The sequence below is a fragment of the Blautia coccoides genome, from assembly GCF_034355335.1.
In the GTDB taxonomy this organism is placed as follows: domain Bacteria; phylum Bacillota; class Clostridia; order Lachnospirales; family Lachnospiraceae; genus Blautia; species Blautia producta.
On record NZ_CP136422.1, the window covers coordinates 5,438,514 to 5,453,819 of the forward strand.

Here is a 15,306-nt window from a genome sequence, read left to right on the forward strand (position 1 = left end):
ATTATTGAAGTTCCTCCCAAGTTTTACCGTCCAGGTCAGAAGCAATTTTCTCAGTGTCCGGCATTGTTTTATACTTTAACATTTCCGCAAGGTTGAAAAATTTACTCTTTTGGATTGGATTTTTACTGTTTTTTCTAAAATCTATTGGATAAAACTTTTCTACCATAAAATATCTATGACATACTGACCGAAGGTTGTATCCATAGTCCCTTGCACGATGAATTGCCTCATTAATCCTATCTACCTCATCCTGTTTGACCGGTTCACTATTTTCAGAATGATATGTCATCTCACCATTAACTTCTACGGCTAGAATCGTTTTTTGCAACTTGCCAATAGCCCGGATACTTTTATCTTTATAGAGTCCCACGTATCCATGATCAGAATATTTTCGTTCAGCCTGATCATAATACAGATTCAGATCCAGATTATCCTGAAACGTCGTTCCTGCCACTATTGCTCTCATCCATTTATAGCGGTCCGGTATCAGTTTCTCATCAAAACAATAGTTTTTGAAATCTTCCAAGACAGCCATGATTTCTGTATCTCTCTCATCAATCACTTCTTCTATTGCTTCTACAAGTTGCTCAAAAGTCAGATTTACATGCTTAATCGGGTGAACAAGTCGATCCATATTCTCTTTATTGAACTTTTTTAGTTCTTCTTCCAACTCATCAGATAGTTGTCTCTTCATCGGTTTCGGGTCAATCGTCAACAATACTTTAATATCTTCTGCGCCAAACTGATTAAGATGATTTACCAACTGCTGCTTTGTAAACTGATTATACAATTTTGTTTCTACAACTATCTTAAAACTCTTCTGGCTGATCACTGCATCCGGTACACTCTCATCGCCTGCGACCTGTAAATCAAATGTAATTTCCGGACTTTCTTTTTCTCCGAGAATAAGTGAGTTCAACATCAGAAAAAAACGATCCGCATTATAATTATATAACCGTGATAACATCAGCATCGTATTGGATGTATCTACATTCTCTTTTGAATGATATCTCTGAAAATAATGTATCTGCATACAGCACCTCCCAGTATCAGCTGTTTTTAGTAGACTTCTGAAAACGGGCAGATTCTACCCATTTTCTAAACTCCCAGTCCAATGGTACCTCGTCTATCACTTCCATAAGCATTTGCTCATAATCCAAGTAAACCTGATAATCTGATATTCTGCTCCAAGCAGTAGTCAAAACAGGTACCCCATACTGTTTCTTGGCGATATCCATAATATAATTGTCCAATGGAATATGTAAGAAACGGTAGAATGGTTCCACTACATCCGGCACAAGCACATATAAATACTTCAACGTCATATTCACCCATTTTTGTGCCTGTCCGATATAGAATTCTATTCCCTCTGCTTCATATTGGTCTACTATCAGCTTACAAATTGAATAATGCCACTGTGTATATTTTTCCGAATTATCTACGTCAATCAGTTCTGGTATTCTTTCTTCCAAAAGAACATCAACAGACTTTCTCAAAGCGTCTCCATTTTTACCATGAAACCGAATAGTTCTGCACATATCCGTATACGCACTCCGGCTGGCTGCCTCAAACGGATTATCAGTTACTCCGAAATATAGCATCTTCAAAAACTCTAAAATATTACTATCCACAGTGACCTGATGGGCCTGCATTATTCCTTCTTTTTTCGCAACAATCCGCCTGCAGAACTCATCCACTTTCTCCTTTCCATAGTAAGAAAAAGGATCTTCAATAGAATTTCCCATCAAATCCAACCATGGATTGAATATAGCCTGCCCTTTATGATAAAAGTACACGCATTCTTTCATTGAGAAATACCCATTACGATGAGCGATCCAATCAGACTGCTCCCGTGTATATTCCTTTGCTTTTTCTATATCGTACACTATATTCCTCTTTTCTTAAAACCACTTACTCATGTACTACATATTCCATTGGACGTATTAAAGACGTAATCATTTCTTTTTCGTCTTTTGAGCAATGATATCTTTCAAACAAATCATTCTCGCTCCACTCTTTTGTATAGTTAAGAAATGGAACAAATCTAAAGTTTGCTTTTGAAATATTCATTGAAGAATACGTTTCATGCAATAAAAATCGGGGCAATTTTAAACAGAAATACTTTGCAAAATTTATAGCTTCTATTTTTGTATCGAAAGCAGCCAAAAGAAGATAAGAATCTGTAAATACAGAATTTGGTGGAAGCACTTGTATTGTTGAGATAACTCTATATCCTATTGATGGATCCACGCCAACTTCTCCACCTCTTGGAACAACTTTTCCAATAATTACCTTATATTTGGGGATTAAACTATGTTCTTTAATAACATCAGACATCCTAATATATGTAGATGTCATACTATTGCTTTTTTGGCTGCAAAACATAGCTATATTATATTCTGTAGTTGGTGCATTTTTACCCCTAAAGTCAGAAGGTATTCCGAATACGTTACGAGCATAAACAACCGTGTCCATTTTAACATCATTACTGTTCTCAATCTCTTTTATTAGCCTAATTGACTCGTTGTTCCTAATGAAAATATCATATTCATTTAATGGTCTCATCATTGTAGTAACTTTTTCTCCACGTATTGAAGTTATTTCACAGTCACCACTGTAGTCACGATCCCAAAGAAAGTAATTAACACCACCCACTATACTGACATTTTTAAACAACATTTCATTATCAGTATAATCAACGATTTTTCTCATTGAACGATCAGCTAACATATCCGACCTAAATTGATCTAAACCTTTTCCACCAGAGAACCATCTGGATGGCGTAACCATAGATACATATGCTGGATTCAAGGCTTTTGCTTGTGTTACAAAATAATTATAAACCGGTTTCGCACTATAACCTTTTCCGCCACCATCCAAAATCTGATACGGCGGATTTCCAACAATTGCATCAAATTTCATAACGTTATTTCCTTTCTTCCAATAATTCTGTCGTAAAACTTTATCCAAAAACATTTGCGGCTTATTAGACATTGTATTTATGAGATCATCGAAATAGTGAGCATTGATTTTCCCACCACTATACCCCGTCAAAGTCCTTCTTGTAATAGCCTTTGCCATAGGAGTTTTACAAATCACAAAAATATTTTCGTCTACTGTCTGTAACCAGATATCTTGCTTATCTTTTATTGTGAGTTCTTCATTAACAAATTCTTGCAATTTTCTTCTATACACACTATAGGTCACATATAATGGATACAAACCGGTTTTTGAATTTATTTCAAGAATTTGGCTATCCAACTTTCCAAAAATATCAGCAGTTACTTTTCCACGATCTACAAATCTTGGCTCATCCAATTTACCTTCTTCAGTAAATGTTTCATCATAGAAACAGTATCCACCCAAGCAGTCACTCATATGCATATTAACGACACGCCATGGAGTCAATACTGTTTCTTTATCTGGATTTTTAAAATAAGAAAATAATCCAGCGATTTTCTTTACCCTTTCCATTGGATCAAGTGTATCAGCTTCTTTAGCTATATTACGAATCCGCCGTCCAGCTGCAATAAAAACTTCCTCATCGTAATACTTTTGGAATTCTTTAAATTTACTTTTGGTTATTCCATTTGGCATAAATTCATTCCAAGAAGAATCATCTACAATATCAACGAAACGATCCAGGGTGATTTCTTCATCATAAGGAATATCTGCACCATATATTAGCAAAGGCATACGTATAGAAATACCTCGCAGGATACTAATAGCATCATTACGTACTTTCTTTTTCTTTTTCAGTTCTTCAAGTCTGGCTTTCTCCTCTGGTGTCAGTTCTTTCTTTTTCTTTTTTTCAAGTTTTTCCTTTTCTTCGTACTCTTCATTGGTAAGTCCCTGATCATTAACAGTAATATCATTAGCTTTTGGAGCTGCCTTTGAGGAACCAATAATTCCTTTCAAATCATCAAAACGTTTAATATCAATGTCAGTAAGTTTGAATAATTCGTCATTATAAAGATTGGTATCATCAAAACCATTTCGTACAACTTTATCTGCATATGCACGTTTTAATTGCTGCAGAAGCTTTGTTGCACTATATTCTTTCATTTCCGACCCGGATACAGCTATAACAGGACAATAATTGAGAAATTTACCCATTAACTGCTTATCACCTATTTTAGTTTTCCCTGATTTTGCAGATACCTGAACAGCACTTGAAACCATTTTAAGTGTACGGTCAGGCGCAAAATCAAATACATAAGCAGTTTCTTTTATTTTACCGTCTTCATTGCACGGAGACTGTACACGGAAGATAGTCTGCAAGTAGTTTGCAGCAGATGTAGAATACGATCCGGCGAGCATAAATACAGCTGTCCATTCTTTTACAGTTACCCCTGTAGTCAGCTTTCCACATGAGAGTGTGATTGTATATGTATCGTTTTTTTTCGCCTCTTTAATTGCTGCACGAACTTTGGAAAGAGCCTCTTCGGACTTCTCTTCTTCATCTCCATTACCTGCCACATTAACAATATCAAACATACCATTTCCAAATACTTCATGTTTTAACATCAATTTTTTTAATGCTCTGGCTTCTTTTACACCTGGAACCATCCAAAGAGAATGCTTAAAAAGAGAACGGTATTCAGTGTTAGAATATGGATACTGACTGTGTTCATCTTCTGTTGTCATCAGATTAAGAAATGACCAAACATCTGCTTCATGTACAAAATCTCCTACCTCTGCACCTTCTGGCATGTCTGCATAATCTTTACTAAAATCTCCAGTGAATGTACGGAAAAACTCATGAAAATTGAAAGCCTTGTCTTCAAAAGTGATATAATTGCTATTATGTAGCACGTCGCCAAGTGAATATGTATAAATTCTAAGCTCTGGCAGCTCATCATACGGATTGTGATCACCAAAATGTAATTTATCCCATTCAGATTTACATTCCTGTTCCATGATGTAATCCCATGTATATATAGAATTTTCATCATAATCAGTCAAAATATTAAATGGTGTTCCGGATAATGCAAGTAGTTTAGTTCCAGATCCATCTTTAAATACTGCCTTTACAGTATCTTCTCCCAGTGCCGTAGTAGTCCCCTCATGTGCTTCATCAACAATTACACAATCCCAAACCGTATCAAAAATAATATCATTTTTATCAAACTTTCCGCCAACCTCTGACGAGCCACGTAGGTCTTGTATGGAAGCAAAATAAATAAAGTTCTTTCCGGAAGAAAGGAGCTTATCAGCAGTATATCCAGTTGCCTTTGAACCGTAAATATAATCCTCTACACCATAAAAAATTTTAGTAAAATCTTCATACCATCCAGCATCAACTACAGGTCGGTGTGTCAGAATAATAGTTTTTTTGAATTTGCATTGTTTAACAATTTCCAAGGAAACGAAAGTTTTTCCATATCTCATTTTTGCATTAATTAAGAAACGGTCAGCTTTTTTAAAATGTTTAACAACTTTTGTAATGCATGCAGCCTGTTCCGGTCTGAAAATAATAGGCGAATGTTTTACTATATCGGAATTACTCAAATTAGAATAATTCTTCTTAACGGCATCAATGGCTTTTTGAGCAGTCTGCAAATCTACAGAAAACCATTCTTTCCCTGATGATTCTCCAAGTTGAACGTTAGTATATCCGGAATTTTTCAGTACTTCATGAACATGATGATCTCTGAAGGCTTCAATTTTCAATGTCCCATTCTTATCTTTCACTGTTCTCACGGCGATTTCTGAATGGAGAAGATGCGGAGTGAGACCTGCAGTATTAGTATAAGCTCTTATTCTTTTTAAAGCAGCCTGATTTAATTCACGACTATTTGGAGTCAACTGGTCAACCGGAGTAACTGTATGTAATGTAGCATCTCCAATTTTGACTAGACCATTATGAGCCTGGTCATCAATTGTGAATACATAGATTACTTTATATTCAAAAGCATTCTTAAAAGTTGTATCCATGATTTCATTCCCCCTTTACCATGGACCGGAATTCGATGCTCTTATTCGATCTCCAATCAAATATCCTACATGGGATTTCATCTAACTCCGGTTCTGGCTTTTCTTCCGTATTTTCAATTTCCAATAAATCAAATATTGAAATCTGCTTATAAACAGTTTCTGCTAAACTGAAAGGCGCTGTCATAGTAATACCATTCATCTGCCAGATATTCCAGGCAACTATGTTTGCGACTTTCTTTATCTGCAACAACGATGGATCTTTTTTCATTCGCTCTTGATAATATTCTATAAATGTATATAACAAATTTTCTCTTGCCAAAAGAACATTATCACCCTGGAAATCATATCCATAGCAGCTCTGAAATGCTCTGATTGTCCATTCATACCACTCATCATCATTCTCTGCATTTTCATTTACAATACGAAGTTTTCGATCCAAAAGACCTATTCTTTCGCTAATAGGAATTTCTTGCCCAGAAACAGTATCGTAACGACTTACCAGATATGGAGCTTCTCCACAGGCTACTTCCATTCTTCTAGCATCAATATAATCCTTCCAAACTTTATTTTTAGGAAATTTTACAGGCTCTTTTTTACTACACCACGTTTTATCCTCAGCATGATTAAAAACATCCTGATAACCAAACCAAGTTGCATCAATAAGATTATTCTGTTCGTTACAAACCCATGACGGTGTAAATACTTCAGCCTTATCTCTGGTACGCTTAATTTTTTCCCCTTCAGTTTTCAAAATCCTTGGCTGAATTACACAAGAAAATGAACCAGTAATCAAATCCGGAACCATTTCCTGATCAGTATGATACTCTGCTCCGTAGGATATATAATTATCACTTCCCCAACGAATAAATTTCTTTGTCGTCTTATCAGAAAGAAGGATTTTTAAAAGGTCTGGGCTGATATCCTTAATGTTTTGTTCTCTAATATCAATCTCCATTGACACCATCCTTATACTCTTTAATTAACCGATCCACAGTCGGTCTGCTTACATTTAATTTCTTTGCTATCCCAGATTTTGATATCTCTCTATTCATGTACGCATCATAATAGTTTCCGAAATCTTTAATTTCAATACGTTTTCTTCCCTTATAAACACCTTTCTTCTTGGCAATGGCAATACCTTCTGCCTGGCGTTCAAGAAGATTCTGATGTTCAAATTCATTGATATCTGCAATCATAGCCACCATAAGTTTTCCGTTAGGAGTAGAAGTATCAAGATTTTCCTTCATGCTTATCAAATGAACATTTTTTTCATTTAATTTCTCAACAATAAATAATAAATCTTTCGTAGATCGAGCCAAACTTGAGAAATTAAAAACATAAACCGTATCTCCTTCTCTTACCCACTCCAACATATCCCGTAGCTGTTTTCTATCCGTCTTATTTTTTTCATATACCTTATCAGAAAACCATTTATCAATGTGATATTTTTGTAATGCTTCTGTCTGCCGATCTGCATTTTGATCAACAGATGTAGCTCTTACATATGCTATATTGGCCATACAATCACCCTCACACAAATTGCAGAATAACTATAACTTATGTTGCAATCTGTAAAATATTATATCATAATGACCCTATGTTTACAATCCGAGGACACTTTCTAATGCACGTTTAACGCTTAATAACACGTACCCTATTTTACAGAATCATCTTGTGTTACTGAATAATAAAATCACTAAATCCCAAAACATACTTCTCATAATCCACCCTAATCAGCTCCGACTTTCCAACTGTTTTCGCTGACTTGTATGCTATATGACCAATAAATCCAACATAATTCAACGACCAATCCCGATTTACTACATATAAATCACTAATCGTCTTACTTGTTGGTTTTTCACCATCACCAAAAGAAAAACCCTCTGCCTCAGCATCTAAAAGAAACTTCTTGGCAACAGTTTCATTTCTTAAATACACATACACTCGTCCATCCATTTTACTTAATTCTGTGATCGTATTCATTCTTTACCTCCAAAATATAGATTTAACCTAAAAAGAGGCAAAAAATAACACCCATCGATACCGAGGGTGATACAAAAAATCGAATATAATCCCCATCGGTCAAGCATTAGCACCTTACCTTTCAAAGCAGGTTGCTGTGCGGTCAACGAGCTTGTCTCTCACGCACTCTCTATAGGTTTGTTTAATTCTAACCCAATAAATGAGACAAGTCAATTATTTTTTATCAAGCAGTTACGTTAAATTACTTTCAATAACTAATTAACCATAAATAAAGAGATTATATTTCAATAAAAAAAGAGACTACCCAACCAATGGTAATCTCTCTCATATTTATGTGACAAGGTTTCTTTATATTCTACATGCTCATGCAAGCTCAACCCCTTTCGCTTTGCTATCTTTTCCCTGCTGTTTTGCAATAATCTCCTTATTGATTTTCAATCGCTCATGAATGGATTTCTTTTTCTTCATTGTTTTTTTGTTTTCTAAAAGGGAGCCCTGTTTTAGGGCTCCCTTATCGGACATTGCTCTTTCAGGTGACTTCTTTTCTCCAGTTACAGATGCTTTAACTGCTCCTTCTACTTTTTCTAATGTCTTCTCTTCCAGACTGCAAAAACTCTGCAAATACGGCAGCACATGCTCCTGCATATCTGTAAGATCCGCCATATATGCCTGAAAGGATTCTTCACCCTTTGCTTTCTGGTAATTCAGCCAGCTTTCATCATGCAGCTTCATTTCATTCTGGTTCTTCAACTGGCTTACAATACCTCCGTTTCCATCTCCGATATTGATTTTTCCTTTTAATTCCTGCATCTGGTTATGATCCGGATAATAAATCGTAAAATACATCTGAACTGTTTTCTCCGGCATTCCTGTCTTAGGGTCCGCTTTTGAAGACAGATCTTCATCCATTTTGGCTGTTATTTCATCCAGACTTCCCAGATTCTGATAACCGGAAATGTTCATTTCCTTATCCTCACAGAAATTGATGCGGACAACCGGTACTGCTGTCTCCGGTATCTCAGGCTGATAGGCTTTCAGTTTCTCCAGAAGTTCTTCTGCCCGTGAAGACTCCCCACATTCCTCATCTACAATATCTTTCAAAAACGGAATGTACTTATGGGCATAGCCACATCTTAATTCCAATGCGACAGTTTCCACCATATCTTCCTCCGGGCTAAAATTGTCATGATAATTATAAAAGTCAAAATCTTCCGCTAATTGATCCAGTGCTGCAGCCAGTTCATCCGCAGTCATTTTCTCCGGATAATAATGGACATTCAATTCCTTCGGGGGATAATATCGAAAATCCGGAAACGCCTCTACGATCTTTTCCAATGCCTCATGTACCAATGGAAGTGCTGCCAGAAATGCCACATCATCCAGGTTGTCTCCCCGGATCGTTTTCCGGCTGACCAGAGATACCTCCGCCTCATCATAAAAAGTATCATTCGGGTCACGGTAGATAATTCCCATACCGTTTCCATAATAACTTAATGTTGGGTCATCAATGATTTCCCGGTATTTTGCAACTATTTCATCCAGATTAGTACTCTTATATATTTTCCCAAGGCTATGGTATTCATCACATTCTGCAGCATAGTATTCCAGATAAGGCTCTTTCTTCAGAGGCATATTGTTCAGGACATTATCGATCATATTGTAATTTGCCTCCTCCAGCTCTTCTACTTTCGCCAATGGTTTGTACTCCCCTTTGGCTTTCATCTGCTCCGTTTTTTCATCCAGATACCGTTCGGATTTTTCAAGAAAATCTTCTAACGTACCAGTTTTGTCCGGTCTGATCGGATTCATATCCACTTTCATATTTCCGACCTTATACCCAGCTTCATTCAACACGGAAAATAAATCATCCTCACGGACAGTTCCCTCATAAGCAATTACCACATCCAAATCCGAATCCTCATTGTATAGCCCATCCCTTGTTCGACTTCCATACACACGCACGGCCTGTATCCTGGCATCCAGGTCATTTTCAATAATCTCTGCCTGTGCAATCGCCCATACAGTTTCTTCGATTTCTGAACGGCTCGTTCCATTTAATCCGGCTTCCGTTTCCGTATGATCCGAAATAACCGGCACACGCTTTCTCTGGCTTCTTGCTTCCTGAAGGATCTCTGCCTCTACGTTTTCTACTTTTTCCAGCAGTTCATCATACTCCATCGGTATCCGTTCTAACTGAACCAGACCTTCATCCTCTAAAATATCCTGAACAGCCTCTCTCATAGAAATATCCGGATTGTCCAAGAGCCCTCCGTCCATGAGTTTATACTCCGTATCGTAAAAGGAATAATCATACCCCTCCGTTGCCACCTGAATAGCAAAGTATTGATCCCCGATTCGGTAAGCCAATTCTTCCTGATTCAGTTCCGGCTCCAATTGCAGGAAATCCGGCAATTCACGGAAGCTGATACTGTCTACAAAATATGCTTTTACATTTCCATTTTCATTGAGGACTACAATATCACTTACCGATAAGGAATGCCCGGTATAATCCGCCGGATGGGCAATATTGAATTTCTCATACAGAGAATCCAACGTATCGCCATAAAACATTTTATCGGAATAGATTAGCTCATAGTCCTCTTTTTTCACCTGGTATCCATGCCTTTCAATAAAATTCAGATCCATAAATTCATATTCTCTGCCGGGACTGTCGTCTGTGATCTGGTATATTCCATATCTGTTTTCTGTCCCCAGAAGAAGTTTCGCCTCTTTCAGTGACTTTATCTGTGGATACTCCTGCATCCGTTTTTCCAACGTCCTGATCCGTTCCACATCCTCTCTCTCCATCTGATAATGCTCCGGTCCTCTTTCAATCTCCATCCGTTCCCGCACCGCAATCGGTCTTGGATAGGTGGTAATCAGAAATACTGTCTCCCCCGCATTGAACATCCTTAATGCTTCGTCTCTATCAAGATCTATCATTAGAGGCTGATACAATCCAACTTCCTCAAAATCTATTTCATCCTCCTGCTCCTGCATACGCTGCCAAGCATCTTTTTCAATTCCATAGAGACCTTCATGTTCCAATATCATCTCCCTGATGGCATAGTCCCCATGGGAGCCATCTGACTGCAGGCAGTATACCTTTTCCCCGACACGATGAAGCTCCAACGCCATCTCCTGACGAAGAGGAAGCATATCATCTGCGGTATAGCCATATCCCTTTAGCTCTGCCATACCTACAGAACGATCCGGAAAAGCATCTATTATCGCTCTAGCATCCCACAGTATTTCATCCACCTTCTCTTCATCCGAGGAACGGACAGCGTCTGCAAGGTTTCTGACCATTTTTCTGATAGCATAATCATCACCGGTCATAGCGGCATACTCCAAAACCTGTTCTTTCTGTTTCTCCGTAAACACAATATTTTCCCGCTGTTCTGCCCGCTCCATCTGTCTCTGGGCATAGTCCCGAATTTCTTTTTCTGCCATTGTCATAATCCTGTTCATTGCCATACGCATTTTCCTCCCTATCGTCAAATTCTTCTGGCAAGTACAATTAGCCTGCCGTTGGTGCTGGAATATTCACAGGTAGATAAAGAAAGCAGCTCATCATCCTCACTGACGGTAACCCCCGTCGGATAAAGCTGATAAGCTGCCATTTTCTGTAAATACTCCATCTGTTGTTTTCGTGTTTCTTTGTGTAAATAATCATAATAACCGCCGCTTTGTGCCACATTCGTCACATACACAGCAGCCACTTCATACTGATATTTCTGGTTTTTTAAATATAACGTAATCCCCTTATGCTCATGATAAAACTCTTCTTTTTTATACCCATTTAATTGTTTGAACATACTGCCATCTTTCATTTGATGACCATAAATAATTAAATGCTCCTGCATAGCATCAATATCATTCCGGCAGTCCAGCATCAGTGTCCCACAGATGGCATAATTCTTTTGAAAATCGTGGTGGAGATAAAACTCATTATCTTTACCCTGCACGACCGGATAACTGATATCGGTATCAGCAATCTTCAGCCAACCGATGCAATCTGCATTTTCATCCAACAATGCCCGATAATCAAAGTCATTTATCTCTGTCATTGGATTATCTGCATTTGGTTCTGTCTCGTCTTCCTCTGTAGTCTTTTCCGGAAATGCAATCTCTTCCACCTCCCGGTAATTCTTTCTGTTATCATAAGAATCCTGCCAGTAATCCAAGAGGAATTTCCCGCATATCACCGAAATCACCAGAAACACCATCAACAATACTTTTTCTGTTCTCTTCACATAGTTCCTCCTTCCGGGCATGAAAAAACCGGCAGGTATTTCACTGCCGGTGTATATCGGTTATAAAACATAAATGAATTTATTTACTTTTAGTTCCATCGTCATTAAATGTTGATTCAGCTCTAAAAACTGAAATTTATCTCTTACAAACAGTATTCATCAATACAATCATAACTACACAATCAATTAACGTAATTGCAAGAAAAATGTATGCAAATACGGCTGGCATAATTTCTTCCCATATCGCCATTACAAGAACTAAAACAGTTATCACAGACATTCCTGCTCCTGTGACTCTACATATTTTCTTTTCATCATATTTGCTTTTTTCTGATTTACTTGCTGTATTATATCCTGCAATTAGACCTGCACCACGACCAGTAAGTAATACTATACTCATTAAAGCTAAAATAAAAAATACCACCCACATTATCCAGTCTGAACCGTTACTTATATCTTTAAGTGTCATAACCTTACCCTCCCAAAATTCAAATAATACGTTTCCTTAAACTCTTAAAAAAGCTAGAAGTTGTTAACCCGTATAAGCATCATCCGCAGTATTCTTAAAATTTTGCTTTTCCAACCACTGCTTTTCTTCCTCGTTTTCTGGAATATCAATTCTTTCAATCTTAAAAATAACAGGTCTTGTTCCATCGTTACAGCAAGTAATCATCATTCTCTCATCGTTTGTCCATTTGTGCATGATGGAGCCACCTTGCAATGCCGTATACACATATCTACTGATAGCATCCCATGCTTCACCGCAAAATCTGCCATTCATCAAATGATAGAAATCGTCCCTTTCTGGTGTCCTCTTTAAAAGGAATGTATCTCCCTCTTTGAAACAGGGACATGGACCCGACTTCGGATCTGCCAAATATTTTTCTTGTAAATCTGGAAATACTTTTGTCTCTAATACAGTTATCTTGCATTCATGTTTCACTGGATTACCTCCATAAACTTCAAAGTTTCTGTTCCCTATAAAATAAATTTATCGGGATTTACCAAATCGCCAAACAACGATTTGTTCATTTAAAGGGGCATAACCCCATGCCCCTATTCTACAACATTTTTCTCCTGTTGTATATACGAAAGACTATCCGATACACGCTTCCGTCGTTCTCATTGCAGGCTCTTTTCCATCCTGTCTCTGACTGTTCTGCTTGATGGCAGTAATTCTGTCATGAAGAGACTGATGTTCTTCTTTCTCCTCGTCCTGCTCTCCTTCCCCCTCCATCACAGCTTCCTTTTCATCCATGTTCAGCAAGGCATTCAGTTCCGAGAGACGTTCCAGTTTCTGGTTCAGTTCTTCCTCTTTCGGGAACGTTTTTTTTACCTCTTCCATCGCATTTTTCAGTTGTCCCTGCACTGTCTCAAGCTTTCGCTCTGCTTCTGCCAGCTTTTGTGGAATTGCTTCCAATGCGTTATTGATCCTGATGATATTACCATTTTCATCGGAACCAAGGCTGACACGATATACATTTTCATTTTTCAGGGAAAGGATAAATTCCTTGTTCCAGGAATCAAACTTTAAGCGGATGGAGAACCCCTGATACTGTCCGACATTGATCATGGCATCTGCCTGTTTCATGGACTGGCAGACAGCAAGAAGGGCTGCTCCTGCCTCTTTTTTCTCATAAAATACCGTGCCACCGACTTCCATCACAAATTTCTCCGGATCCGTGATCTTATTTGCCTGATACTTTTCCAGATCCGCTTTGTATCCTTCGATGCTTTCCTTAAGTACTGCTATCTGCTGTGGGAAATTCTTTGCAATATCATCTTCCAGCCGGTAATGGTTGCTCACAAAATTCGCTTTCAGCAGTTTCAGCTTCGATACTTCCACATCCAGTGCCATTTTTTCCTTGATTGCCGGATTCCCTGTTGCCAGGGCTTTTACTTCCGCATAGGACAATGCCGTATCGTCCACATCCTCGCAGCTTCGTACCGGTGATTTGCTGGTCATGATCTGGGAAATGAATTTCTGCTTGCTTTCGATCAGCTGGTCGAGTAGGTCAGCGGTATTACTACCGCCTTCCCCTCTAAGAACCGTGCGTGAGAGTTTCCCCTCACACGGCTCAAGCACTTATAAGCCCTGCGTTAGCAGAACCAGTTCATCAACATTTTTCGAGTAATGAAGTTCTCTGTGGCAATCAGCATGTAATAAAACATTCTTTTCTTTAAAATCTGCTCCCACTTCCGTATGGATTCGAAATCCCCGTTCCACTGTGATAGGTTCACCACAATGCGGACAAATGCCTTTCTGCATTTTGTACAGTGCATTTAATTTCTTTCTTCCATTGATTTCTCGAAGCATTCTCTTTGTGTCTCTGTCCTCAAAATATTCTGTGAAACGCTCGTCAAATGGTGTCGCTTCTGATTTTGTTTTCAGCCACCTTATTATTTTAGTATCAGTAGCATATATCAGATGTAATTCAAATGAGTCTGCCATATTTACACTGAATGTCCAGTTCCTTGTGCCAACTTTTCTGAAATATTTCTTAGCTATCCATTTGTGGCTTTTCTTCGGATGCCTACGTTTGCACCATCTCCACAGACATCTCCATACATCGAAATCAAACCTGTCAAACGCCTGCGAGGAGACATTATACTTTTGGAAATTCACCCATCCTCTGATGACCGGATTTAACTTTCTTATCAAATCTTCCTGCTTCATAGATGGATTTTGCTTTATGATCCCCCGTATCTTATTCACAATGGCTTTATAGTTCTTTTTGGATGGTTTTGTAAGAAGCTTGTCTTTGTACCACCGTATATTACATCCGAGAAAATCAAAACCATCTTCGATATGGGTAATCGCTGTCTTTTCTTCTGACAGTTCCAACCCTCTCTCTGATAAAAATTTCCGGATAATCGGGAGAACACCCGCTTCCAAAAGCTCTCTGCTTTCGCCTGTGACGATGAAATCGTCAGCATAACGTATAAAGTTCACTTTTGGAAAATATGCTTTTCCATCCCTTTTAGTTTTGTGGTATTTCTTCCTAATCTGGATTTCCAGACCATCCAACACCATGTTGCAGATAGTTGGTGAAATAGCCGAACCTTATGCGAAGCGAGTGATTATGCCGAGTCAGTGGCAAAACACCGCATAGTAACAGCATTTATACCT

12 protein-coding genes and 1 riboswitch are annotated in these 15,306 nt (G+C 38.1%); all 12 genes read right to left on the reverse strand.

Annotation, left to right across the window (positions count from 1 at the left end):
* Position 1: 1 nt before the first annotated feature.
* Positions 2-1,033, reverse strand: coding sequence for a hypothetical protein (locus tag BLCOC_RS24495; RefSeq protein WP_115623651.1), 1,032 nt, complete (start codon positions 1,031-1,033; stop codon positions 2-4).
* Positions 1,034-1,049: 16 nt separating this feature from the next.
* A complete protein-coding gene (locus BLCOC_RS24500) occupies positions 1,050-1,886 on the reverse strand; it encodes a hypothetical protein (RefSeq protein ID WP_115623652.1) in 837 nt (278 codons plus the stop codon).
* Positions 1,887-1,911: 25 nt separating this feature from the next.
* A complete protein-coding gene (locus tag BLCOC_RS24505) occupies positions 1,912-5,937 on the reverse strand; it encodes an Eco57I restriction-modification methylase domain-containing protein (RefSeq protein ID WP_115623653.1) in 4,026 nt (1,341 codons plus the stop codon).
* A gap of 4 nt (positions 5,938-5,941) precedes the next feature.
* Positions 5,942-6,892 (reverse strand): restriction endonuclease subunit M, encoded by a 951-nt coding sequence (locus BLCOC_RS24510; RefSeq protein WP_199688316.1) that lies wholly within the window; start codon positions 6,890-6,892, stop codon positions 5,942-5,944.
* On the reverse strand, positions 6,882-7,457 hold the full coding sequence (locus BLCOC_RS24515; protein ID WP_115623654.1) for a recombinase family protein: 576 nt from the start codon (positions 7,455-7,457) through the stop codon (positions 6,882-6,884). The genes BLCOC_RS24510 and BLCOC_RS24515 overlap by 11 nt, the downstream gene beginning before the upstream one ends.
* A gap of 157 nt (positions 7,458-7,614) precedes the next feature.
* Positions 7,615-7,920: a hypothetical protein gene (locus tag BLCOC_RS24520; RefSeq protein ID WP_115623655.1), complete on the reverse strand. Its 306-nt coding sequence runs from the start codon at positions 7,918-7,920 to the stop codon at positions 7,615-7,617.
* Between the two features lie 89 nt (positions 7,921-8,009).
* Positions 8,010-8,098: riboswitch (SAM riboswitch) on the reverse strand.
* Positions 8,099-8,283: 185 nt separating this feature from the next.
* Positions 8,284-11,397 (reverse strand): YodL domain-containing protein, encoded by a 3,114-nt coding sequence (locus tag BLCOC_RS24525; protein ID WP_115623656.1) that lies wholly within the window; start codon positions 11,395-11,397, stop codon positions 8,284-8,286.
* 20 nt (positions 11,398-11,417) lie between these two features.
* Entirely contained in the window at positions 11,418-12,176 is a 759-nt protein-coding gene (gene srtB / locus BLCOC_RS24530) for a class B sortase (RefSeq protein WP_115623657.1), read from the reverse strand.
* A 136-nt stretch (positions 12,177-12,312) separates the two neighbouring features.
* Positions 12,313-12,645 (reverse strand): DUF3784 domain-containing protein, encoded by a 333-nt coding sequence (locus BLCOC_RS24535; protein WP_115623658.1) that lies wholly within the window; start codon positions 12,643-12,645, stop codon positions 12,313-12,315.
* 63 nt (positions 12,646-12,708) lie between these two features.
* Entirely contained in the window at positions 12,709-13,119 is a 411-nt protein-coding gene (locus BLCOC_RS24540) for a TIGR04076 family protein (protein WP_115623659.1), read from the reverse strand.
* 153 nt (positions 13,120-13,272) lie between these two features.
* Entirely contained in the window at positions 13,273-14,262 is a 990-nt protein-coding gene (locus BLCOC_RS24545) for a helicase (protein ID WP_165907320.1), read from the reverse strand.
* Complete coding sequence (locus BLCOC_RS24550; RefSeq protein WP_242998997.1) at positions 14,263-15,210, reverse strand: group II intron maturase-specific domain-containing protein; 948 nt, start codon at positions 15,208-15,210, stop codon at positions 14,263-14,265.
* Between the last annotated feature and the right edge of the window lie 96 nt (positions 15,211-15,306).